Source organism: Bradyrhizobium sp. YCK136, assembly GCF_044570075.1.
Taxonomy (GTDB): domain Bacteria; phylum Pseudomonadota; class Alphaproteobacteria; order Rhizobiales; family Xanthobacteraceae; genus Bradyrhizobium; species Bradyrhizobium diazoefficiens.
The window spans coordinates 1,569,765-1,592,775 of the sequence record NZ_CP172424.1; the positions used below are offsets into that span (position 1 = coordinate 1,569,765).

At 65.0% G+C, this 23,011-nt stretch carries 22 protein-coding genes and 1 pseudogene; 8 read left to right on the forward strand and 15 right to left on the reverse strand.

Annotated features, from left to right (window positions below):
• The first annotated feature begins 9 nt into the window (after nt 1-9).
• Nucleotides 10-1,119, forward strand: a complete 1,110-nt coding sequence (locus ACFLEY_RS07420) for an amidohydrolase family protein (RefSeq protein WP_028173738.1) — start codon at nt 10-12, stop codon at nt 1,117-1,119.
• On the forward strand, nt 1,119-1,532 hold the full coding sequence (locus ACFLEY_RS07425) for a Rieske (2Fe-2S) protein (protein ID WP_011090630.1): 414 nt from the start codon (nt 1,119-1,121) through the stop codon (nt 1,530-1,532). Before ACFLEY_RS07420 ends, ACFLEY_RS07425 begins: the two co-directional genes overlap by 1 nt.
• 115 nt (nt 1,533-1,647) lie before the next feature.
• Here ACFLEY_RS07425 and ACFLEY_RS07430 read toward each other — a convergent pair whose 3' ends face one another.
• Together ACFLEY_RS07430 and ACFLEY_RS07435 are read right to left on the reverse strand one after the other, a co-directional pair.
• Entirely contained in the window at nt 1,648-2,976 is a 1,329-nt protein-coding gene (locus ACFLEY_RS07430) for an MFS transporter (RefSeq protein WP_060908919.1), read from the reverse strand.
• A 143-nt stretch (nt 2,977-3,119) separates the two neighbouring features.
• Nucleotides 3,120-4,019 (reverse strand): transcriptional regulator GcvA, encoded by a 900-nt coding sequence (locus ACFLEY_RS07435; protein WP_396604586.1) that lies wholly within the window; start codon nt 4,017-4,019, stop codon nt 3,120-3,122.
• 110 nt (nt 4,020-4,129) lie between these two features.
• Between ACFLEY_RS07435 and ACFLEY_RS07440 the strand changes: the two genes are divergently transcribed.
• Nucleotides 4,130-4,333, forward strand: a complete 204-nt coding sequence (locus ACFLEY_RS07440) for a DUF1127 domain-containing protein (protein WP_027543408.1) — start codon at nt 4,130-4,132, stop codon at nt 4,331-4,333.
• A gap of 68 nt (nt 4,334-4,401) precedes the next feature.
• Nucleotides 4,402-5,025: a GNAT family N-acetyltransferase gene (locus tag ACFLEY_RS07445; protein WP_060908918.1), complete on the forward strand. Its 624-nt coding sequence runs from the start codon at nt 4,402-4,404 to the stop codon at nt 5,023-5,025.
• Nucleotides 5,026-5,259: 234 nt separating this feature from the next.
• Here the strand turns inward: ACFLEY_RS07445 and ACFLEY_RS07450 are convergent, their stop codons facing one another.
• Complete coding sequence (locus ACFLEY_RS07450; protein ID WP_060908917.1) at nt 5,260-6,090, reverse strand: enoyl-CoA hydratase; 831 nt, start codon at nt 6,088-6,090, stop codon at nt 5,260-5,262.
• Between the two features lie 130 nt (nt 6,091-6,220).
• On the reverse strand, nt 6,221-6,922 hold the full coding sequence (locus ACFLEY_RS07455; RefSeq protein ID WP_060908916.1) for an SDR family oxidoreductase: 702 nt from the start codon (nt 6,920-6,922) through the stop codon (nt 6,221-6,223).
• A 234-nt stretch (nt 6,923-7,156) separates the two neighbouring features.
• Between ACFLEY_RS07455 and ACFLEY_RS07460 the strand changes: the two genes are divergently transcribed.
• Nucleotides 7,157-8,941 (forward strand): acyl-CoA dehydrogenase family protein, encoded by a 1,785-nt coding sequence (locus ACFLEY_RS07460; RefSeq protein ID WP_060908915.1) that lies wholly within the window; start codon nt 7,157-7,159, stop codon nt 8,939-8,941.
• A 44-nt stretch (nt 8,942-8,985) separates the two neighbouring features.
• Nucleotides 8,986-10,074: a Zn-dependent alcohol dehydrogenase gene (locus ACFLEY_RS07465; RefSeq protein ID WP_011090622.1), complete on the forward strand. Its 1,089-nt coding sequence runs from the start codon at nt 8,986-8,988 to the stop codon at nt 10,072-10,074.
• 249 nt (nt 10,075-10,323) lie between these two features.
• On the opposite strand, the gene ACFLEY_RS07470 is transcribed toward ACFLEY_RS07465, so the two are convergent.
• The 8 genes and pseudogenes from ACFLEY_RS07470 to ACFLEY_RS07505 form a co-directional block, all read right to left on the reverse strand.
• Nucleotides 10,324-10,677: a nuclear transport factor 2 family protein gene (locus ACFLEY_RS07470; protein WP_060912704.1), complete on the reverse strand. Its 354-nt coding sequence runs from the start codon at nt 10,675-10,677 to the stop codon at nt 10,324-10,326.
• Nucleotides 10,678-10,711: 34 nt separating this feature from the next.
• Nucleotides 10,712-12,183, reverse strand: a pseudogene (locus ACFLEY_RS07475) (amidase).
• Between the two features lie 161 nt (nt 12,184-12,344).
• Complete coding sequence (mbfA, locus tag ACFLEY_RS07480) at nt 12,345-13,316, reverse strand: iron exporter MbfA (protein WP_011090619.1); 972 nt, start codon at nt 13,314-13,316, stop codon at nt 12,345-12,347.
• An 87-nt stretch (nt 13,317-13,403) separates the two neighbouring features.
• Complete coding sequence (locus ACFLEY_RS07485) at nt 13,404-14,546, reverse strand: alpha/beta fold hydrolase (RefSeq protein ID WP_396604587.1); 1,143 nt, start codon at nt 14,544-14,546, stop codon at nt 13,404-13,406.
• 114 nt (nt 14,547-14,660) lie between these two features.
• Complete coding sequence (locus tag ACFLEY_RS07490; protein ID WP_060908913.1) at nt 14,661-15,530, reverse strand: MBL fold metallo-hydrolase; 870 nt, start codon at nt 15,528-15,530, stop codon at nt 14,661-14,663.
• A 16-nt stretch (nt 15,531-15,546) separates the two neighbouring features.
• Entirely contained in the window at nt 15,547-16,158 is a 612-nt protein-coding gene (locus tag ACFLEY_RS07495) for a glutathione S-transferase family protein (RefSeq protein ID WP_060908912.1), read from the reverse strand.
• A 113-nt stretch (nt 16,159-16,271) separates the two neighbouring features.
• Nucleotides 16,272-17,114: a fumarylacetoacetate hydrolase family protein gene (locus tag ACFLEY_RS07500; RefSeq protein WP_060908911.1), complete on the reverse strand. Its 843-nt coding sequence runs from the start codon at nt 17,112-17,114 to the stop codon at nt 16,272-16,274.
• A gap of 201 nt (nt 17,115-17,315) precedes the next feature.
• Nucleotides 17,316-18,164 carry an MBL fold metallo-hydrolase gene (locus ACFLEY_RS07505; RefSeq protein WP_060912703.1) on the reverse strand — a complete coding sequence of 283 codons (849 nt, stop codon included), beginning with the start codon at nt 18,162-18,164 and terminating at the stop codon, nt 17,316-17,318.
• Between the two features lie 255 nt (nt 18,165-18,419).
• On the opposite strand from ACFLEY_RS07505, the gene ACFLEY_RS07510 reads away from it, so the two are divergent.
• Nucleotides 18,420-18,896 (forward strand): DUF3775 domain-containing protein, encoded by a 477-nt coding sequence (locus ACFLEY_RS07510; RefSeq protein WP_060908910.1) that lies wholly within the window; start codon nt 18,420-18,422, stop codon nt 18,894-18,896.
• 119 nt (nt 18,897-19,015) lie between these two features.
• Here ACFLEY_RS07510 and ACFLEY_RS07515 read toward each other — a convergent pair whose 3' ends face one another.
• Nucleotides 19,016-19,798, reverse strand: a complete 783-nt coding sequence (locus ACFLEY_RS07515) for an SDR family oxidoreductase (RefSeq protein ID WP_060908909.1) — start codon at nt 19,796-19,798, stop codon at nt 19,016-19,018.
• Nucleotides 19,799-19,926: 128 nt separating this feature from the next.
• A complete protein-coding gene (locus ACFLEY_RS07520) occupies nt 19,927-20,439 on the reverse strand; it encodes a CvpA family protein (protein ID WP_060908908.1) in 513 nt (170 codons plus the stop codon).
• A 121-nt stretch (nt 20,440-20,560) separates the two neighbouring features.
• Here ACFLEY_RS07520 and ACFLEY_RS07525 point away from each other — a divergent pair, with 121 nt between their 5' ends.
• Complete coding sequence (locus ACFLEY_RS07525; RefSeq protein ID WP_060908907.1) at nt 20,561-21,322, forward strand: SDR family oxidoreductase; 762 nt, start codon at nt 20,561-20,563, stop codon at nt 21,320-21,322.
• Between the two features lie 78 nt (nt 21,323-21,400).
• Here ACFLEY_RS07525 and ACFLEY_RS07530 read toward each other — a convergent pair whose 3' ends face one another.
• Nucleotides 21,401-22,999, reverse strand: a complete 1,599-nt coding sequence (locus ACFLEY_RS07530) for a GMC family oxidoreductase (RefSeq protein ID WP_060908906.1) — start codon at nt 22,997-22,999, stop codon at nt 21,401-21,403.
• Nucleotides 23,000-23,011: the final 12 nt, after the last annotated feature.

Genomic DNA, 23,011 nt, shown 5'->3' on the forward strand with positions numbered 1-23,011 from the left:
GGCAAGGCGATGAATATTCAATTCCGCGAGAGCACCGAAGCCGCTTCCCCCCTGACGACCAAGACCGCGATCGCGGATTGTGACATCCATCCGGCCCGCGCGACCCGCACCGAGCTCTATCCCTATCTCGCCAAACGCTGGCAGCATCATCTCGAAGTCTACGGCGTGCACGCCTATCAGGGCATGATGGAAGGCCCGCCCTATCCGAAGGCCCAGCCCAACGCCTCGCGCCGCGACGCCTATCCGCCGGAAGGCGGGCCGCAGGGCTCCTCGCTCTCCTTCATGCAGAAGCAGCTGCTCGACCCCAACAATGTGCAGCTGGGCGTGCTCAATCCGCTCAATGCCGGGCAGGGCATCCGCAATCACGAGCTCTCGGCCGCTTTGTGCTCGGCGATCAACGACTGGCAGATCGACAAATGGACCAGCAAGGACAAACGGCTGAAAGCGTCCATCGTCGTCGGCAATGAGGACGGGCTGTCGGCGGCCGCCGAAATCCGCGAGCGCGCCGGCGACAAGAATTTCGTTCAGGTGCTGCTGCTCAGCCGCAACGTCGAGCCGCTCGGCCAGCGCCGCTACTGGCCGATCTATCAGGCCGCGGAAGAGGCTGGCCTTCCCGTCGGCGTCCACGCCTTCGGCTTCGGCGGCAACCCGATCACGCCGTCGGGCTGGCCTTCCTATTACATCGAGGAGATGGTGGGACATTCGCAGTGCCAGCAATCGGCGCTGGCCAGCCTCGTGCTTGAAGGCGTGTTCGAACGCTTCCCGAAGCTCAAGATGGTGATGATCGAGGCCGGCTTCGGCTGGGCGCCGTCGCTTGCGTGGCGATTGGACAAGGCCTGGCAGCGGCTCAGGAGCGAAGTGCCGCATGTGAAGCGTCCGCCGTCGGAATATATCCGCGAGCAGGTGTGGTGGACGACGCAGCCGATGGAGGATCCGGAGCGGCGCGAGGATCTGTTCGACGTCATCAAGTGGATCGGCTGGGACCGCCTGCTGTTCGCGACCGATTATCCGCACTGGGACTACGACGAACCGTCGCGCGTCTTGCCGGCGGGCGTCAGCGATACCAACCGCGAGGCGTTTTATCTCGGCAATGCGCGCAAGCTGTACGGAATCAATTGATGGCGCGTCACGTGATTGCGCCGGTCGATGAGTTGCCACCCGGCACGCGAAAATTCCTGGAGATCGAGGGACGGCCGATCGCGGTCTTCAACATCAAGGGCGAATATTTCGGCCTGATGAACCGCTGCCCGCATCAGGGCGCGGCGCTGTGCGAGGGGCCGCTGATCGGGCTCGCGCAATCGAGCGACCCCGGCGAGATCGAATACACCAGGCTTGGCGAGATCATCCGCTGTCCCTGGCACGGCTGGGAGTTCGACATCCGCACCGGCCAGTCCTATTGCGACCCCCGCCGCTTCCGCGTGAAAGCCTATCCGGCCCATGTCGCGCCTGGCGCGAGCGTCGTGAAGGGGCCGTATGTCGCCGAGACGATCCCGGTGAAGGTCGAGAGCGACTACGTGGTGGTGGAGCTGTAGCCCCACTGTCATTCCGGGGCAGCCCGCAGGGCTGAACCCGAAATCCATCGTGCGTCTGGAATGCTGGGAGAAATGGATTCCGGGCTCGCCTCTTCGAGGCGCCCCGGAATGACCGTCAACGCCCCGCAACCGGCCCCGCCACCGCATCATATGTCGGCACCGCCTTGCCGCCGCGATACACGGTCGAGGCCGCGATGATGCCGAGCAGGGCGGCGAACATCAGCCAGAAGCCGGGCGAGGCCTTGTCGCCGGTCCGCTCGATCAGCCAGGTCGAGGCGAACGGCGTGAAGGTGCCGAACAGCGCGGCTGCGAGCGCGAAGGCGAGCGAGAAGCAGGTGGTGCGGACATGCGCCGGCACGATCTCGACGAGGGCGCCGAGCATGGTGCCGCTGTAGACGCCGAAATAGAACGAGAACATCATCTCGACCGCGAGCAGCTTGCCGAAGGTCGGCGCCGTCACCAGCCAGTGCAGCGCGGGGTAGGCGGTGACGAGCGACAGGCAGGCGATGGTGATCAGCACCGGCTTGCGGCCGATGCGGTCGGACAGCGCGCCACCGACCGGATTCCAGAAGAAGTTGGTTACGGCGACCAGCAGCGTCACGAGCAGCGCGTCCTGCGTCGACAGCTTCAGCACGGTCTTGCCGAACGTCGGCGTGTACACGGTGACGAAGTAGAACGTCGTCGTGGTCAGGATCGCGATCATCATGCCGAGGATGACAATGCGCCAGTTGGCGAGCGCGGAGGCGAACACCTCGCTCGCCGTCGGATGCTTCTTCATGGCGAGGAAGGCCGGCGTTTCCTCGAGCGTGCGCCGCAGGAAGAAGATCAGGGGAATGATCAGGCAGCCGACGAAGAAGGGAATGCGCCAACCCCAGGCGGCCACCGTGTCGGCCGGCATCACCTCGGAGAGAAGATAGCCGAGGATCGAGGCCACGAAGATCGCGACCTGCTGGCTCGACGACTGGAACGAGGTGTAGAAGCCGCGGTTGCCGGGTGTCGAGATCTCGGCGAGATAGACCGACACGCCGCCGAGCTCGACGCCGGCGGAGAAGCCCTGCAGCAGGCGGCCGATCAGCACGATGACGGGCGCTGCGATGCCGATGGTCGCGTAGCTCGGGCAGAACGCGATCACGACGGTGCCGATGGCCATGATGCCGAGCGTGACGATCAGGCCCTGGCGGCGGCCGATGCGGTCGATGTAGGCCCCGAGCACGATCGCACCGACGGGCCGCATCAGGGCGCCGAGCCAGAACACGCCGAAAGTGTTGAGCAGCGAGGCCGTCTCGTTGGTGGAGGGGAAGAACGCCTTGCCGATGGCGGCGGCATAGAAGCCGAACAGGAAGAAGTCGAACTGCTCGAGGAAATTGCCGGATGTGGCGCGCAGGATCGCGCCGATGCGCGACTTGATCTCGGGCGGATTGGTTGAGGCGGCTGGTCCAGCCATGACGTTACTCCCCTTCAAGTGTGGCCGGACCGGAACTCACTTCTCGGCAGGCGACAGGTTGTGCTGCTGCGACAATCTGTCCTACCCCTTCCCGCGCAGGGCGCGGCGAGTCAATCGGTTTTCCAGAGGAAGCTGATGATTTTTCAGGCTTTATTTTGCGTTGCAGCGACGATCCATTGACGGAACGCGGCGAGCTTTGGCGCCTCGCGGCGACCCTCCGGCGCGACCAGGTAGAAGCCCGCATCGGCCGGCAGCGCGATCTTGAAGGGGACGACGAGCCGGCCCTTGGCGATGTCGTCCTGTACGTAGGACGTCCGCCCCATCGCCACGCCGATGCCGTCGATCGCGGCCTGGATGGTCATGAAGATCATGTCGAAGGTGATGCCGGGCTGCTTGGCGATATCGGCCGGCAGGCCTGCCGCCGTCAGCCACAGCCGCCAGTCGTCGCTGTTGGCGTTGGAGGTGTGCAGCGGCGGATGATTTCGCAGATCCTCCGGACGCTGCAGCGGCTTGTCGCCGCGCAGCAGTGACGGACTGCACACCGGAAACAGCTCGTCCGCCATCAGCCAGTCGGCACGCAGGCCCGGCCACTGGCCGCGGCCGTAGCGGATTGCGGCATCGACATCGTCGCGCTGGAAGTCGACGAGGCTGGTCGACGTGGTGATCCGCACGTCGATGCCGGGATGCTGCTCCTGGAAATCCGTCAGCCGCGGCAGCAGCCATTTTGCGGCAAGCGAGGCCAGCGTCGAGAGCGTCAGCACCTTGTCGTCGTCCCTGCGCAGCAGGCGGTCGGTGGCGAGGCGGAGGTCGTTGAAGGCGGCGCGGACGCCCGGCAGATAGTCGCGCGCTTCCGGCGTCAGCGCCAGCGCGCGGTTCTGCCGGATGAACAGGCGGATGCCGAGCTCCTCCTCCAATCGCCGGATCTGATGGCTGATCGCGGTCTGCGTCACGTTCAGCTCGCTCGCCGCCAGCGTGAAGCTGAGATGGCGCGCGGCCGCCTCGAACGCCCGCAATCCGTTCAGGGAGGGCAATCTGGCAGTCATCTGGCAGCAGGATACATGACGTTATTTCATGCGAAGAGGTACAAATTGTCGTTTGTCGCAGTGCGATCGAGCGCAGATATTAGCGCCCAACTTAGCTCCAGGAGCTGAAAATGTCTACCTTGACCCAGAATTCGATGACAAATCATCATGCGCCCGGCCTGATCCAGCAGATCGGCGAGACGCTTCATGTCTGGCACGAGCGCTACCGGACCCGCCGCGAGCTGACCAACTGGACCGCCCGCGACCTCCACGACGTCGGCCTGTCCTGGTCCGACATCGCCTATGAGGCCGACAAACCCTTCTGGCGGGCCTGACTGGCCGCCAGGCCGGCGCCGCCTGATTACAGGGGCGCCGGCGGTCCCTCTTTCTCAGGGCATGTGTCATGAGCACTCTTCGCCTGGAAGATCTGAAGCAATATTCGGACGCCCTGCGCACCCGGCAGGGCGAGGCGATCAACGTTCGCTTCGTCGAGCCGCGCGACACCGAGGAGCTTCAGCACTATTTCCGTTCGCTCTCGACCCGCTCCCGCTACAACCGTTTCTTCGGCGCGATCAGCGAATTGCCGAAGGGCCTGCTACACGACTTCCTCCAGGTGGGCGAGCGCGAGCGCTTCACCGTCGTCGCGACCAAGATGGTCGACGGCTTCGAGACCATCGTCGCCGAGGCGCGCTACGCGCTGCATGCGGAAACCGCGACGCTCGAGTTCGGCCTGTCGGTCGACGATCGCTGGCAGGGCCACGGCATCGCCACTGCGCTCATGAAAAATCTTGAGTGCCGCGCCGCCGCGCTCGGCGCCGAGCACATGTTCGGCGATACGCTGCGCTCCAACGAGACCATGATCTCGCTCGCCCGCAAATCCGGATTTGCCTTCGTCAATCACCCCGATGACTGGAAGCTGGTGCGCTTCGACAAGGAGATCGCGCTCGCGCCGAAGGACATTCCCTGCGCGAGCTGGCGTCTCACCGCCCTTTCCCGTCAGGCCGACAGCCCCTCAGCCTCGGCCTGACACCACTGCAAGCCTGGCCCAGGTCAACCTGAGCCGGGCATTTTTTTGCCTTAAGCAGTCGTCGTCGCGTAGATCTTCCCAAGCCGTCATTCCGGGGCGCGCGTAGCGCGAACCCGGAATCCATTCCACTGCGTGTTTTGCGGCCCAATGGATTCCGGGCTCGATGCTGCGCATCGCCCCGGAATGAGGGCTCGTTGCACCATCCAGGTTCGATTCCTGACTGTGAAGGGCCTGTTACTTCCCCGTGAACACCGCCTTGCGCTTCTCGATGAAGGCCTGCACCGCTTCCTTGTGATCGGCGGTCGCGGTGAGGCGGATCAGTCGTTCGGCCTCGTGGTCGCGGGCGGTCTCGAAATCGAACTGAATGGCTTCGTCGAGATTGTCCTTCATGTAGCGCAGCGCGAGGCGCGGGCCTTCGGCGAGCGACTTTGCCTGCGCGAAGGCTTCGGCTTGTAGCTTGTCGTCAGGCACGACGCAGTTGACGAGGCCGATGGCCTCACAACGCGCGGCATCGACCCTGTCGCCGGTGAACATCAGCTCGCGCGCCCGGGCGGTGCCGACGAGGCGGGTGAGCAGCCAGGCGATGCCGTAATCGCCGCTCAGCGCGATGCGGGCATAGCCGGTGGCGACGAAGGCGGATTGCGCGGCGATGCGGATGTCGCAGGCCATGGCGATCGCAAGCCCCGCGCCGACCGCGGGACCGGGGAGCGCGGCGATCGTCGGCTTGCGCACCGACACCAGCGCGCCGGTGAGCAGCCGCTGCCGCTCCTGGAGATCGGCGACCCGATCTTCCAGCGACATCTCCAGCTTCTTCGGATCGCGATGCGCGCCCATGCCCTTGACGTTGCCGCCGGCGCAGAACGCTTCGCCCGCGCCGGTGATCAGCAGCGCGCCGACATCGGGGCTCTCGCCGCAGGTGCGGATCATCGTCCGCAGCGCCGGCGTCAGGCTGTCCGACAGCGAATTGCGCGCCTCCGGCCGGTTCAGCGTGATCACCGCGACGCGGTCGCGGATGACGCAGAGGAGTTCGCTAGTGCCGGTATCGACGGTGGTGTCCGTGGTCATGTCGCTTCCCGTTCATTGTTGTCATTCCGGGGCGATGCGAAGCATCGAACCCGGAATCTCGAGATTCTCAGGTGCGCAAATGCGCACCATAGTTCGGCTCTTCGAGCCGCCCCGGAAAGACAAACTCAACTCAAAACTTCTCCACCCACGGCCGCAGCTCCAGCTCCCAGCTCCAGGCGCTGCGCCGCTGCTGCAGCACGTTCCAGTAGCTCTGTGCGATCGCATCAGGATCGAGCATGGAGTCCGGCTTGTCTTCCGGCTCCGTCCGCGCCGCGCTCCTGATGCCGCCATCGATCACGAAATGCGCGACATGGATGCCTTGCGGCGAGAGCTCCCGTGCCAGGCTCTGGGCGAGCCCGCGCAGCGCGAACTTGCCCATCGCGAACGAGGCCGACTGCGCATAGCCCTTGACGCTGGCCGAGGCGCCGGTGAACAGGATCGCGCCGTGCTTGTTCGGCAGCATGCGCTTGGCCGCCTGCTGCGCCACCAGGAAGCCGCCATAGGCGCTGATCGCGATCGCCTGCGCGACATCGGCCGGAACGAGATCGACGAACGGCCCGCGCGTGCGGCCGCTGGCATTGTAGACGACGAGGTCGGGCGTGCCGATCTCGCGCTCGACGAGGCCGAACAGGCGCTCGACCTCATCCGGCTCGGTGGCGTTGCAGGCATAGGCTTTGGCGCCGGTCTCGGTGCAGAGCGCGCCCAGCTTCTCGATCTTCCGCGCGGCAAGCGCCACGCGAATGCCTTGTGTGGACAGCAGCCGCGCCAGCGAGGCGCTCAAGCCTTCGCCGGCGCCGACGATGAGCGCGATCTTGTATTTCGGATGTTCCATGGCGTGATCTCTCAGAGACGGGAAGCCGCTGATCTATGCATCCGCCACCCGGACAACCAGCCGGGGTGCAGGCCCGGTCGGTCATAATTCCGCAGAGCGAATTGCTCCTTCACGGCGATCATGCCTCCCTGACAATTTGCGGCTTTATCCGCATCCGCGGCTGGAGCATGATCGACATCATCCAAAGCGGCAAGCGCTAAGAATTGCCGTCGGGCGGAAACGAAGAGGACGATCATGCACAAGCCGGTCACAGCGCAGCCGAAAAATGCCGCGGCCGCACCATCCGGCCTGCTGGCGCCCGATACGTCAGGCATGAATTTCTACCGCGCCGATCAGGCGCTGACGGATCTCTTGCGCATCCATCTGCCGGAGACGCTGTTCCGTCACATCGAGCCGCATCTCGATCGCCTCGGCGAGCTCGCCGGCGGCACCCTCGACGAATGTGCGCGGCTGGCCGACCGCCACACGCCGGTGCTGCACCAGCGCGACAAGTTCGGCCGCGACGTGCAGTGGATCGAATACCACCCGGCCTATCGCGAGCTGGAGAAGGCGGCGTTCGGCGAGTTCGGCATCCACGCGCTGTCGATCCGCAAGGGCATCATGGGCTGGCCGGACAAATATCCTGTGGTGGCCAAGCACGCCTTCACCTTCCTGTTCAACCAGACCGAATTCGGCATGGGCTGCCCGATCAACGTCACGGACGGCTGCGCCAAACTCCTGGCGAATTTCGGCAGCGAGGCGCTGAAGGCAAAATATCTCGATGGTCTCACCCAGACCGACATGACCAAGCTGACCCAGGGCGGCCAGTTCATGACCGAGAAGGAGGGCGGCTCCGACGTCGGCACGCTCACGACGCGCGCCGTGCAGGAGGGCGATCATTGGCGCCTTTACGGCGAAAAATGGTTCTGCTCGAACGCCGATGCGAAAGTCGTGATGCTGCTGGCGCGCCCCGAAGGCGCCGGCCCCGGCACCCGCGGCGTCGGCCTGTTCCTGATGCCGCGCTTCCTCGACGACGGCTCGCAGAACCACTACCGGATCGTGCGTCTGAAGGACAAGCTCGGCACGCGCTCGATGGCCTCGGGCGAGATCAAGCTCGAAGGCGCGATCGCCTACGCGGTCGGCAAGCTCGACCGCGGCTTCGTGCAGATGGCCGAGATGGTGAACTCGTCGCGGCTCTCCAACGGCGTGAAATCCACCGCGCTGATGCGCCGCGCCTACCATGACGCCATGATGGTCGCGAAGAACCGCGTGGTGTTCGGCAGCCGCATCATCGACCTGCCGCTCGGCCGGCGGCAGATGCTGAAGATCATGCTGCCGGTCGAGCAGGCGCTGTCGATGAGCTTCCTCACGGCCGATGCGCTCGATCGCGCCGAGGCCGGCAGCCAGGACGCGGCGGCGCTGCTGCGCATCCTCACCCCGACATTGAAATTCCGCGCCACGCGCGATGCACGAAAAGTCTGCGGCGATGCGCTCGAGATGCGCGGCGGCATCGGCTATATCGAGGAATTCGCCACCGCACGGCTGCTGCGCGACGCCCATCTCGGCTCGGTCTGGGAAGGCACCGGCAATATCGTCGCGATCGATGCGCTGAGGCGCGCGGTCGGTCGCCATGGCGCGGAATCCGCGCTGGCCGCGGATCTGCACGCCCGGCTCGATGACAGCGCCTCGGTGCCGCAGGCCTGGCGCGACCGTTTGCACACGCTCACCGATCGCGCGGTCGGCTTCGCGCGCGAGGTCGCGGGCAAGGCCGAGAACGAGGCCGACGCGCGCCGCGCGACGAGCCTGCTCTATCATGTCGCCAGCGCCGTCGCGCTCGCCTGGGAAGCGCACCGCATCCACGCCATGCGCGGCGAGGCGCGCCGGCTGCTGCTGTCGCGCCTCGTGATCGATCACCGCGTGGCGCCAAGCGATCCGTTCCGGCTGACGGAAAATGCCACGCAAGCGAAGATCGCCGCGCTGCTGCTCGGCGAGCGCGATGCCGGCATGAGCGAGGTTGGCGAACTGGTTCTGGCAGCGTAGGCTGCGCCCGCGTTCAAAGCAAAAAAAACGACAGGGAGTGCTCGATGAAGGCCGCCGTCCTCTATGAAGTCAACAAGCCGCTGGTCATCGAGGATGTCAGCCTGCCGAAGCCGGGCCCGCGCGAGGTCCTGATCCGCACATCGGTCGCCGGCCTCTGCCACTCCGACCTGCACTTCATGGAAGGGCTGTATCCGCATCCGCTGCCCGCGGTGCTCGGGCATGAATCCGCCGGCGTGGTCGAGCAGGTCGGCTCCGACGTCACCTATGTGAAGCCGGGCGATCACGTCGTCACCTGCCTGTCCGTGTTCTGCGGCACCTGCGACAACTGCACCACGGGCCGCACCGTGCTCTGCACCGACACCACGGTGAAGCTGCTGCCGGGCGTCTCCGACCGCATGCAATGGTCTCGCTCCGAAAAGCTGCACCAGTTCCTCAACCTCTCGTCCTTTGCCGAGCAGATGCTGGTGCACGAGAACGCGATCGTCAAAATCCGGAAGGAGATGCCGCTCGATCTCGCCGCGCTGATCGGCTGCGGCGTCATCACCGGCTACGGCGCGGTGGTGAACACGGCGAAGGTGACGGCGGGCGAAACCGTCGCGGTGATCGGCTGCGGCGGCGTCGGCATGGCCGCGATCAACGGCGCGCAGATCGCCGGCGCCGGCCGCATCATTGCCATCGACACCAATCCCGCAAAACTCCAGCTCGCGACCAAGCTGGGCGCCACCGACATCATCAACCCCGCCGACGGCGACGTGGTGAAGCAGGTCCGCGATCTCACCAATGGCGGCGTGCATCACTCCTTCGAGGTGCTCGGCCGCAAGGAGACCGCCGAGCAGGCCTTTGCCATGCTCGCCTCCGGCGGCACCGCCACCATCGTCGGCATGATCCCGTTCGGCCAGAAGATCGAGCTGCACGGCTTCGACTTCCTGCGCGAACGCAAGATCCAGGGCTCCTCCATGGGCTCCAACCATTTCCGCGTCGACATGCCGCGCCTGGTCGACTTCTATCTGCGAGGGCGGCTGCACCTGGAGGACTGGATCTCGGCCAAGTTGAAGCTGTCGGAGATCAACGAGGGCTTTGCCAACATGAAGGCCGGCAAGACGCTGCGGAGCGTGATCGTATTTGATAGTTGATGGCCTTCACCTCTCCCCGCTCTTTGCGGGGAGAGGTCGGATCGCCCCCCGGCGATGCGCAGCATCGTCCGGCGCGATCCGGGTGAGGGGCCGTGCAGGACGGCTCTATACGATCAGCCCCTCCGACTCTTCGATTGATGGTCGGCAAGTATCAAAGTCGTGGCTGGCAGTGTGCCATGCCCCTCACCCGCCGCCTGCGCTGCGCTTCGGCGTCGACCTCTCCCCGCATTGCGGGGAGAGGTAAAGTCCTCACCGCGACACGTGCGCCGACACCGCGAGCCATCTGCCGTTCTTCTTCGCCCAGCAATCGGTGTAGCGGCCCGTCGCCTGCTGACCGTCTCCCGTGGTGTAGCTTGTCGCCGCGTGGATGATGGCGAAGTCGCCCATGATGCGGATGATGACGTCGTGCTCCCTGAGGTTCCGGATCGCGATCGGCCGTGCCGTCTGCTCCAGGAAGGCGGCGCGGTCGACCAGCGTCTTGTCGGGATTGGAGCAGTAAAACTCCGGCGCCAGGATCTGGTCGAACCGCTTGACGTCGCAGTTCTGCACGGAGGCGACGTAGTCGCGGTTGAGCGCGGTGAGCTCTTCCATGTCCTGGCTCATGACGTTCTCTCCCTTGTGGTCGTTGACGACAGGACTAATCATCGAACAATGGCGGCGGTGTGAAGCCGCCGAACTCGCGCTCGATCAGTTCGGCGAGCCTCAAGGGGGTGCGGTCCTCCAGGAAGGGGCCGACGATCTGGACGCCGACGGGCAGGCCGTCTTTCGACAGGCCGAGCGGAACGGCCGTCGCAGGCAGGCCCGGAAGCGTTGCGATGCCCGGCCAGGCGAGCTGGTCGGAATAAGGATAATCCTTGCCGTCGATGCTGATGCGTCGCAGGCTCTGCTCGGGCGAATGATCGTGCGGAAAGGCCGGCGTCGGCATGATCGGGCAGATCACCGCGTCGAAGCTCTTGAACAGCGCGCGCCATTGCGCCCGCAAGCCGGCGCGGCTACCTGCGTCGAGCACCCAGGCGCGGTGGCTTGCAATCGTGCCGCGCAGCCGCTCCGCTTCGAGGCTTCGGTCCTCCGGCGACAACTGGCTCGCCCGAGCCTGCGAATCCGCCAGCTCGTCGGGCAGGAAGAACGCGCCGAGGAAGCCCAGCAGCATGCGCATGTAAAGCCGCGACGTCTCCGCGAAGTCCGGAAGCAGCGGGCTCTCGCGCGCGACCGTCACGCCGGCCTTCGCAAGGTCGGTGGCGAGCTTGTCGATCGCGCCGCGCACGTCCCGGTCAGTCGGCAGCAGCGGATGGCTCTCGATCACCAGGACACGAAAATCGCGCAGCGACTGATGCCGCGCAACAGGCAGATCGAGTTTGTAGGCGACGCCGGCATCGAGCGGATCCGGTCCGGCCATGACGTCGAGCAGCAAGGAGAGATCCGCAGCGGTGCGCGCCATCGGACCGATGACGGCGAGGTCGCCTTCGCGCGGAATGGCCGGAAACGGCGGCGGAGTCTCGCCGCGCGCTGCGCAGAGATTGATGGTCGGCTTGTGAGCGAAGATGCCGCAATGAAATGCCGGCACACGCAGGGAGCCGCCGATGTCGGAGCCCGTGGCGAGCGCGCAATAGCCTGCGGCGAGGGCTGCCGAAGATCCCCCGGATGATCCACCCGGCGTGCGGCCGAGATATAGGGGTTGTTTGTGGTGCCGTAGATGTCGTTGTAGCTCTGCCAGTCGCTGAGACCCACGGGCACGTTGGTCTTGCCGAGGATCACACCGCCGGCCTGCTTGATGCGTACCACGGGTAGCGCGTCTTCGACAGGCTTGAAATCCTTCTGCGGGACGAAGCCCCAGGTCGTCGGCAGGCCGGCGATGTTGAAGGATTCCTTGATCGTCAGGGGCAGGCCGAGCAGCGGCTTGCGCTCGCCGCGGACCAATGCAGCGTCCGCCTCGCGCGCGGCGCCGAGCGCACGATCGAAATCCCGCACGCAGATCGCGTTGATCTTGCCGTCGTGACGCTCGATACGGCCAATCGCGTCCTGCGTGAGCTCGACCGCCGAGACCTTCTTCGCGCTCAATGCGGCCGACAGCTCGACTGCGCTCTTGAAACTCCATTCCGATTTGGCCACGGCGCTTCTCCCGCTCTGGTTGTCTGCGGATTGAGCAGTTTAGCCGAACGCTGCAACCGCTGTTTGATCGCGATTGATATGTGGATGAGGCTCGTCGGGCAGTGCCAAAAAGTCGGTGTCATCGCCCGCTTTCGCGGGCGATGACACCGAGATTGTGGCTACTACGCCGCCCCGATCAATATCCCCACCGCCAGCACGATGGCGCCGCCGAGCACGATCTGGAAAACGGCCTGGAGGAACGGCGTGTCCATGTAGCGCGAGCGGATGAAGGCGATTGCCCATAGCTCGAAGAACACGACGACTCCGGCGATCGCCGTCGCGATCCAGAACGCGTTGGCCCAGCTGTCGGGCACCAGATAGGGCGCGGTGTGGCCGAGCCCGCCGAGCGTCGTCATCAAGCCGCAGGTGAGACCGCGCAGCCATGGCGAGCCGCGCCCCGTGAGCGATCCGTCGTCGGACAGCGCTTCCGCAAATCCCATGCTGATGCCGGCGCCGATCGAGGCGGCGAGGCCGACAAGAAACGTCTGCCAGTTCTGGTGGGTGGCGAACGCGGCGGCAAACAGCGGTGCCAGCGTCGAGACCGATCCGTCCATCAGGCCGGCAAGTCCCGGCTGCACATATTGCAGCACGAACATGCGGCGGTTGGTGCGATCTTCCTCCGCGCGCACATCCGGGCTCAGGATCTGGTCCGAGAGCTTTGCGGCCATCTCTTCGTGGCCTTTCTCGGCTTCGGCGAGATCGCCGAGCAAACGGCGCACGCCGACATCCTGCGCCTGTTCGGCGGCCTTCACGTAAAAGCGTTCGGCCTGCAGTTCCATGGTCTCGACTTCCCTGCGGATGGTGTCGAGCGACAGGTTCTTGGTGAGCCAGACCGGGCGGCGACGCAGGAAGCCCTTGACGTCCTCGCGGCGGATGGGAGGCAGGTGCGGACCGAACCGCTGCTCGTACGTCTCCAGCAGCATGTGGCGATGTCCGCGCTCTTCCTCGGCCATCTGTTCGAAGATCTTGGCTGAGTCCGGGTAACGCTCTCTCAGATCTTCGGCGAAGGTCATGTAGATGCGGCTGTCCTCCTCCTCGGAGGAGATCGCGACCGCAAGCACCTCGCGCTCGGTCAGATCGGCAAAATTCTTCACGACGGCCCTGTCCCACTAGTTTAGAACGATTCTAAATTATATAGGCCGCCGTGGTTCCTGGGTCAAATCAGCCGGCGCGGGACTTAGTCAGGAAGTCTTGGCCAGGAAGTCGAGCAGCAACCGGCTCACCTCGGCCGGCTGCTCCTGCTGCACCCAATGGCCGGCGCCGTCGACGAGATGGCAGCCGAGCATCATGGTGCACGCGCTTTTCTGCATCGCCTCGAACACGCCTGGGCGCTGATAGGTGCCCCAATCCTGCCTGCCGGAGATGAAGCAGGAGGGCACGTCGATGCTGCGGCCGGAGAACAGCTGCATCTCGTCGTTGAGCATGCCCGACGTACCGTAGCGATACCATTGCAGCCCGCCCTGAAATCCGGTGCGGCCGTATTCGGCGCTGTAATAGGCGAGGTCGCTGTCCGGCAGCCATTGGTTCGCGGCGATCGCGGCGCGCGAGGGCATCTCCTTCGCGACCGTCTCGGCCATGGTCTCGCCGGCGTCCATCACGTAGTAGGTTGGCAGCTTCGCCAGTACGTCTGCCGACCACGCCTTGAGCGGATACGGTTTGTTGTCGGTCCAGTCTGCGCTCTTGTGATGATAATAGGCGCGCAGGAAATCGTGCACGCCCTGCGGCGCGTGCTGCATGTCCGCGTTGGCTTCGCGTGTCGCGTAGTACCATTGATAGTGCTTGCGCGGACGCGGCAGCGCGGCAAGCTCGCGATGAACGGGGTCTTCGACCGCAGGCTTTGCGGGACGGTCAACTGTGTTGAATGGCAGCGGCGGCGCTCCGCCGAATGGCGCGCTCATCAGCGTCACCGAACGAAACACGTCGGGCCGGATCAGCGCACACCATGCCGCGACTGGGCTCCCGAAATCATGCCCGGCGAGATCGACCTGCTTGTAGCCGAAGGCCGACACCAGGGAGAGCGCATCGCGCACCAGGTTGAGGAGCGAGAACGGCGCGAGATAGCCATCGTAGTCGGCAGTCCATCCCGTGGTGCGCCCGTAGCCGCGCTGGTCGGGGGCGATCACGTGATAACCGGCGGCGGCGAGCGCCGGCATCACCTTGCGCCAGGAGAAGGCCAGCTCGGGAAAGCCGTGCAGCAACAGGATGCAGGAGCGGCCCTTTGACTCGAAGCCGGCCTCCAGCACATGCATGCGCAAGCCGTTGATGCCGTCGACATAACGCGAGCGGATTCCGGCGGGCAGGGGGATGTCGGGGAGTGCTGTCATTGCTTTCTCCACACGGGTGGAATCGTAGGGTGGGAAAAGCGGAGCGTGCCCACCATAAGGAGTGGTGGGCACGGCGCGCGAAGCGCTCGCCTTTGCCCACCCTACGGCATCTCGCTAAACCGCGGCACACACGAACGCGTTGCCCTTGCGCCGGATCTTGCCCACCGACGGCGAAGGGAAGTGCGCCGTGCAGCACAGCGTCTCGGTGTCGCAATAGCGCTCCAGGAAGCTGCGGCGCGTCGTAGCCGCCTTCGCCGGGTCGACGTCGAACTTGATTGACAGCTCCGGATAGAGCGTCTGCAGCGGCGAATGCATGAGATCGCCGGAGAACACCGCGTCGTCCTTGCCGCGGCCCACCGTGATTGCGATATGGCCCGGCGTGTGGCCGGGTGTCGGCAGGATCCGGACGTGATCGCCGATCTGGTGGTCGTTGCCGACGAGCTCGTGGCGCTTGGCCTCGACCACCGGCAGCACGCTGTCCACGAAAGGCGGGATCTCCGTCTTCGCGTTCTGAGCCGACCAATGGTCGAACTCCTGCCTGGCGAAGACGTAGCGCGCCTTGGGGAAGGTCGGCACCCAGCGGCCGTTTTCGAGCCGTGTGTTCCAGCCGACGTGGTCGACGTGCAGATGCGTGCACATCACGAAGTCGATGTCGCCAGGCGAGAATCCGGCGGCGCTAAGTGCACCCAAGTACGTGTCGTCGGTCTTCATGTTCCATTTCGGCCGATTGGGGCGCGGCTTGTCATTGCCGATGCAGCTGTCGATCAAAATGGTGTGGTGCGGCGTCTTCACCACATAGGACTGGAAGCACAAGAGCAGCACGTCGTTGTCGTCGAGTGCCTTGGCCTGCCGCATCCACGCCCGGTTCTCGGCCAGCACCTCGGGTGTCAGTCCCGGCAGCATCTCCAGCGCCGGGACGAACGAGGTTTCCTGCTCGATGACGCGATGGATGGTGAGATCGCCGACCGAGTATTTCAGGCTCATGGACACTCCTAGCGGGTTACGCCGCCGGCGGCACCGAGATCTTGACCGAGGGCCGCTCCAGCATCTTCTGATGGAACGCGTCGAGCTTCGGATAGGCCTTGCGCCAGCCGCAATCGGCGAAGCGGAAATCGGCATAGCCGAGCACGCAGACGAGGCCGATCTGCGAGATGTCGAACGGTCCGTTCAGCACCTCGGGCATGTTCTCGAAGCGCGCCATGCCGGTCCAGGCCCTGTTCCAGTGGTCGTCCGACCACGCCTGCCATTGCAGGCCCTGCGGCCGCACCATTCTCTCGTAGCGGCACAGCAGCATGGAATCGAGCATGCCGTTGATCAGGGAGTGATTGGTCTTGGCCTTCCATCGCAGCGGACCGTAATCCGGGATCAGGCTGCCGCCGGCCATCTCGTTGAGATATTCGACGATGACGTAGGAATCGAGGATGACGTCGCCGTCATTGGTGATCAGCACCGGCAGCTTCTTCAGCGGCGTGATGCGCGAATAGTCCTCATTGGCTTGCCCCGGGGCGACGGTTGCCGGCGTGAACTCGATCTTGTCGATCAGCCCAAGCTCGATCGCGGCGATGCGCACCTTGCGGGCGAAGGGCGAGGCGGCGGAGAAGGTGAGCTTCATTTTGGATCCTTGTTGTCATTCCGGGGCGATGCGAAGCATCGAACCCGGAATCTCGAGATTCCGGGTCTGGCGCTCTCGCGCCATCCCGGAATGACGAAGGAGGTGATTGCCGCTTACGCTGCCACGATCTCCTGCCGCTGCTCGCCGAGACCCTCGATGCCCAGCGTCACGACGTCGCCGACATTGAGGAAGGTCGGCGGCTTCATGCCGAGGCCGACGCCGGGCGGGGTGCCCGTGGTGATGATGTCGCCCGGCAGCAGCGTCATGAACTGCGAGACATAGGAGATGCACTTGGCCATGGAGAATATCATGGTCTTGGTCGAGCCGGTCTGGCGGCGCTGGCCGTTGACGTCGAGCCACATCGACAGGTTCTGCACGTCCTTGATCTCGTCCTTGGTGGCCAGCCACGGGCCGACCGGACCGAAGGTGTCGTGCGACTTGCCCTTTGTCCACTGGCCGAGGCGCTCGGTCTGGAAGTTGCGCTCGGAGACGTCGTTGCAGACGCAATAGCCGGCGACGTAGTTCAGCGCGTCGGCTTCGGAGACGTACTTGGCGCGGGTGCCGATGATGGCGGCGATCTCGACCTCCCAGTCGAGCTTGGTCGAGCCGCGCGGCTTCTCGACCGCGTCGTTCGGGCCGGACAGCGAGGTGTTCGCCTTCATGAAGATGATCGGCTCGGTCGGGATCGCGGCTCCCGTTTCCTTGGCGTGGTCGCTGTAGTTGAGGCCGATGGCGACGAATTTCGAGATGCCGGTGACGGGCGCGCCGAACCGCGGCTTGCCGGAAACGGCGGGCAGCGAGGCGGGGTCGAGCGCGGCGAGCTTCTTCAGGCTTTCCGGCGAATAGGCCTCGCCGGTCAGGTCCTTCACATGCGCCGACAGGTCGCGCAACTGGCCGGATTTGTCGATCAGGCCGGGCTTTTCCGCACTCTTTTCGCCGTAACGAACAAGCTTCATTCTCGTTTCTCCCTGGAGATGGACCGATCGGTTAAATAGCTTCATGGAACAGGGCGGCGGGAAATTCAACCGCTCAAAACGGGGCGCATTGCAGCCCCTCCTTTGTAGGGTGGGCAAGGGTGCGGAGCGCCGTGCCCACCAAATCTTTTCCTTGCCCGGGAGGGTGGACACGCCGCGCTGTGCCCACCCTACGATTGCGTCTCATCCCAGCGCCACGAACCTGAACGCGTCCCCATCCCGCCTGATGTGTCCGGCCGAGTAATGCCCGCCGATCACCAGCGTCGGGGTGTCGGCAAAGCGCGAGAACACCTTGTGCCGCGTTGCCGCCGATTGGGCGGGATCGGTATCGATGACCGAGCACCAGTCGAGATGCGACATCTGGCAGGGATGATGGGCAACGTCGCCGGTGAGCAGCCCCTGCTCACCGCCGGACTCGATCAGGACGCTCATGTGACCGGGGCTGTGGCCGGGGGTCGGGATCACGCTGATCTCCTCGCAGAGCCGGTGATCGCCTGGGATCAGCTCGACCCGGCCGGCATCGACGACCGGCTTCACGGAATCGTTGAACACCGCGACCTTGTCCGGCTCGGCCGTATAATCGCGCCAATACTCGTATTCGGTCTCGCCGAACAGGTAGCGCGCCTTCGGGAAGGTCGGCACCCATTTGCCGTCGACCAGTTTCGTATTCCAGCCGACATGGTCGACATGAAGATGTGTGCACAGCACGGTGTCGATGCTGTTAGGGGGAAAGCCCGCCGCCGCCATGGTCTCCAGAAACGGCGTGCTGCGGTTGTTCCAGACGGGGACGCCGCGGCCCTGCTTGTCGTTGCCGAGACCGGTGTCGACCACGATGCGGCGCGTCGGCGTCTCGACCACCAGCGAGTGGATCGACATTTTCAGTCGGCCCTCTTCGGTGGCGAAATGCGGGATCAGCCAGGGCAGCTTCTGGATTTCATCGTTGGTCGCGGCCGGCAGGATGAAGCGGGTCGAGCCGACTGTCTCCATCTCGACGAGTTTCGTGATCTTGACCTTGCCCACCTTCCACGACATCCGGCGCATCCCCATGTTCTTGCTTTGCGCCTCGCTGTCATTCCGGGGCGATGCGCAAGCATCGAACCCGGAATCTCGAGATCGTTGCGTGAGATTCCGGGTTCGCGACGACGTCGCGCCCCGGAATGACGAGAGAGAACGCTTTGGCGCCGAAACATGCGGGTTTCCGCCATGAAGCGCAATGGATCATCTGGTGGCGCGCCGCGTTATCGCTGGAACCCAGGAAAAACCAGAGAAGAGCGAGAGGGGAAGACGATGCCAGAGCTTGCAATTTCCGCCGAGAAGGTCGCTTTCATCATCGAGAAGGCCCGCGAATTCGACGTCAAGGAAGCAGCATCCGATCCGGACTCGGGCTCGAACCCCTCCGACGATGACGGGATCGACGTTCTGGAGGACACGGCGTCCGATCCGGTCGCAAGCGAGTTGATCGGCTTCATCGGGGCGCTGAACGAGGACGAGCAGCTCGACCTCGTGACGCTGATGTGGATTGGCCGCGGCGACGGCTCCGTCGACGAGTGGGACGACCTGCGCGCCCGCGCCGCCGAGGCCCGCGCCGAGTACAAGGCGCCCCGGCGCGAAGCTGTGCAATATCTGCTGGGCGAGCCGATGCTGGGCGATCTGTTGGCCGACGGTCTCGACGAACTCGGCATCGACTGGACCGATGAGCGCCTCACTGCCGATTCCTCCGGTCCCAGCGAACGGGACGAGGATGAGCCGACGAAACGGCGATGAGTAGCCGAGCTCGCAGTGAGCCGGAAATGATTGGGCTCTGACGCCTCCACATCATCATGCCCGGGGCAAGCCCGGGCATGATGGTCTTTCGTGGATTGCGCCGTCTCAGGCGCGATGGCTCACAGCGTGCCCGGGAACGCACCACCGTCGAGCAGGATGTTCTGCCCGGTGATGAAGCCGGCCTTGGCGCCACAGAGAAAAGCGCAGGCATAGCCGAACTCGTCCGGCTGGCCGAAGCGGCCCGCCGGGTTGAGCTTGGCGCGCTCGGCCAGGACCTGCTCCGGCGTTGTGCCGCGCTTGTCGGCCTCGGCCTTGGCGGTGCCGGTCAGGCGGTCGGTCTCGAACGGGCCCGGCAGGAGGCCGTTGATGGTGACGTTGTTGATCACGGTCTTGCGCGACAGGCCGGCGATGAAGCCGGTGAGGCCGGCGCGCGCGCCGTTGGAGAGGCCGAGGATGTCGATCGGCGCCTTCACCGCGGCCGAGGTGATGTTCACGATGCGGCCGAACTTGCGCGCCATCATGCCGTCCACGGTCGCCTTGATCAGCTCGATCGGGGTCAGCATGTTGGCGTCGATCGCCTTGATCCAGTCATCGCGGGTCCAGTTGCGGAAATCGCCGGGCGGCGGGCCGCCGGCATTGTTGATCAGGATGTCCGGCTCGGGGCAGGCCTTCAGCACGGCCTCGCGGCCCGCCGGCGTCGTGATGTCGCCGACGATCTCGGTGACCGTGACGGCCGGATAGAGTTTGCGGATGTCGTCGGCGGTTTTCTTCAGGGCCTCGGCGCCGCGCGCGGTCAGCATGACGTGAACGCCGGCTTCGGCCAGCGAGATGGCGCAGGCGCGGCCGAGGCCCTTGCTGGATGCGCAGACGATGGCGCGGCGACCTTTGATCCCAAGATCCACTGTTTCACTCCCGTAATGTCAGGCAGGTTTTGGACGGGCGGCACTCTAGCCAATCGTGGTGCCGCTGATAAGGGACGGGCTCGCACCAAAATGCATGCGCATCCGCGCGGCGATGCAAATGCGCCTGATCAGATGTGCCGCTCCTGCTTGAGGCGGTCGATCGCGGCAGCGGCTTCCGGCGGCAGCGACTTGAAGCCCATCTGCCCGGCCGCCGAGAACAGCGGCCGCAGATGCGAGCCGGCCAGGAAGGGCGGCTGGCGGTTGGCCGGCACGATCTGGTCGAACACCAGCACCAGCGTGGTGGCGACGAGGCCGACCCTGATGGCGCCGAGCGTGGCGCCGCCAAGGCGGTCGCCGATCCCGGCCTCACGGACCGTGTCGTTCACCGCGAGGCGGCCGATATGTCCGAACAACATGCCGACGACGAGAAAAATGCCGAAGAACCAGATCCAGTTCTGGAGCAGCGGCGCGTTCGGATTGCTTGCGATCTGCGGCACGATCAGCGGCATCAGCGCGACCGCGATGGGCGCGGCGAGCAGATAGGCGAGGATGGTCATGGCGCTGCGCAGCAGGCCGGTCCTGAATCCGAAGCCGATGGCGATGGCGAGCGCCGCATAGACCGCGAGATCGAAACTGTTCATGAGCAGAGCCCTGCCTCGGTGGAACGAATGAACGCCGAACCGATCATTCTGGTTTCAGACCGCTAAAATCGTCTGTATTTTTGGCTCCGGAAGCTCAAGGGTTACGCCCAAGGAAATCGTCATGTCAGGCCTATTCGACGTCAGTAAAGAAACCATCCTCGTCACCGGCGCGAGCCAGGGGCTGGGGCGGCAGTTTGCCCGGCTGCTGGCGGCGCATGGCGCGGCCGTCGCGCTCGCGGCACGGCAAACGGACAAGTTGAAGAATCTGGAACAGGAGATCCGCGGCAACGGCGGCCGCGCCGCCGCCGTCGCGCTCGACGTCACCGACATCGCCTCGATCGCGAAGGCCGTCGATGCCACGGAAGCCGCGCTCGGTCCCGTCACGGTGCTGATCAACAATGCCGGCATCGCCATCGAGAAGCTGGCGACCGAGCAGACCGAGGCCGATTGGGACGCGGTGATCGGCGCCAATCTCAAGGGCGCCTATTTCCTCGCGACGGAAGTCGCGCGGCGCATGATCGCGCGCAAGCAGGAAGGCAACATCGTCAACATCGCCTCGGTGCTCGGCACCGGCGTCTTGAAAGCGGTGTCGCCCTACGCGATCTCCAAGGCCGGCATCATCCAGGCGACGAAGGCGATGGCGCTGGAGCTTGCGGGGCAGAACATCCGCATCAACGCGCTGGCGCCCGGCTATATCGACACCGAGATGAACCACGCCTTCTGGTCGACGCCGGCAGGCGAGCGCCTGGCAAAACGCATCCCCCAGCGCCGCGTCGGCGCCGAGTCCGATCTCGACGGTGCGATCCTGCTGCTGGCCTCGAAGGCGTCGCGCTACATGACGGGGAGCGTGGTGACGGTGGACGGCGGGTTCTTGTTGAATTGATTGCTTCCGTCGTCCCGGCCCCCGTGCGCAATTGCGCACTAGGCCGGGACGACAGTGGAGAGTGACGCGACAGCGTCGCTAATTCGCCCGCATCTCCCCCCGGATCATATCCGCCGCCTTCTCCCCGATCATGATCGTCGGCGCGTTGGTGTTGCCGCCGATCAGCGTCGGCATGATCGAGGCATCGACGACGCGCAAGGCCTCGACGCCGTGCACCTTCAATTGCGGATCGACCACGGCCATCGCGTCCGTGCCCATCTTGCAGGTGCCGACGGGGTGATAGACGGTGTCGACGCGATTGCGCAGGATGGCGCGGATATCGTCGTCCGTCTTCACATCGGACGTGAACATGTCCTTCTTCTGCAACGCGCGCATCGCAGGCGTCTCCATCAGCCGTCGCGTGGTCTTGAAGCCCGCGACCATCGTCTCGAGATCCTCCGCCTCGCCCAAAAAATTCGGATCGATCATGGGGGCTGCGAGCGGATCGGCGCTCTTCAGCCAGACGCTGCCGCGGCTCTTCGGTCTGAGCAGGCAGACATGGCACGAGAAGCCCGCTTCCTTGTGCTTCTTGCGGCCGTGGTCGTCGAGCATCGCGATGATGAAGTGCAGTTGAATGTCCGGCACGTCGAGGTGAGCCTGCGTCTTCAGGAAGCCGCCACACTCGGCGAAATTGGTGGTCATCAGGCCGCGTCGCTCGCGGCGGTACCGCTGGATCGCGCGCAGCAGGGATGGCAGCCGGCCGAGTGACGCGTGAACGAAGTGCGGATAGTCGGAGGCGTAGACGAACACGAAATCCGGATGGTCCTGCAGATTGCGCCCGACGCCCGGCAAATGATGCACGACGCCGATGCCGTGCGCGGCAAGCGCATCGCCGTCGCCGACGCCCGACAGCATCAGCAACTGCGGCGACTGGAAGGCGCCGGAGGCGAGGATCACCTCGCGGCGGGCGCGGAGCTGCTTCAGCTCCTTGCCCTGCCGGTACTCGACGCCCACTGCGCGCCTACCTTCGAACAGGATGCGCGTGGCATGCGCTTGCGTCTCGACGCGCAGATTCGCCCGCTTGCCCATGTGGGGATCCACATAGGCGCGCGCCGCGCTCCAGCGCTCGCCACCGTGCTGCGTCACCTGGTAGCTGCCGAGCCCTTCATGGTCCTCTTCATTGAAGTCCTCGCGAATGCGGAACTGCGCCTCGCGCGCAGCCTGATGGAAGACGTCATGGATCGGATTGTCCGAGCGCAGCTTGTTGACATGCAGCGGGCCGCCCTTGCCATGATATTCGCCGTCGAAATCGGCGTTGTTCTCCGAGCGCTTGAAGTAGGGCAGCACATCCGCATACGACCAGCCGGCGTTGCCGAGCGCGGCCCAGTGGTCGTAGTCCCATTTGTTGCCGCGGATATAGACCATCGCGTTGATCGCCGAGGAACCGCCGAGGCCCTTGCCGCGCGGTTGATAGCCGATGCGGCCGTTCAATCCCTTCTGCGGCACAGTGTCGAACGCCCAGTTGGCCGCGCGGTATGGCAAAGCGAGCCCGAATGGCGTGGTGATCCGCCAACTGTCGTTCCGCCCGCCCGCATCGAGCAGCGCCACTGATGTCGCCGCATCCTCCGACAGCCGCCCCGCAACCGCGCAGCCGCCGGAGCCCGCGCCCACGACGACAAAATCGAATGTGTCAGTCAATGTTGTTTCTCC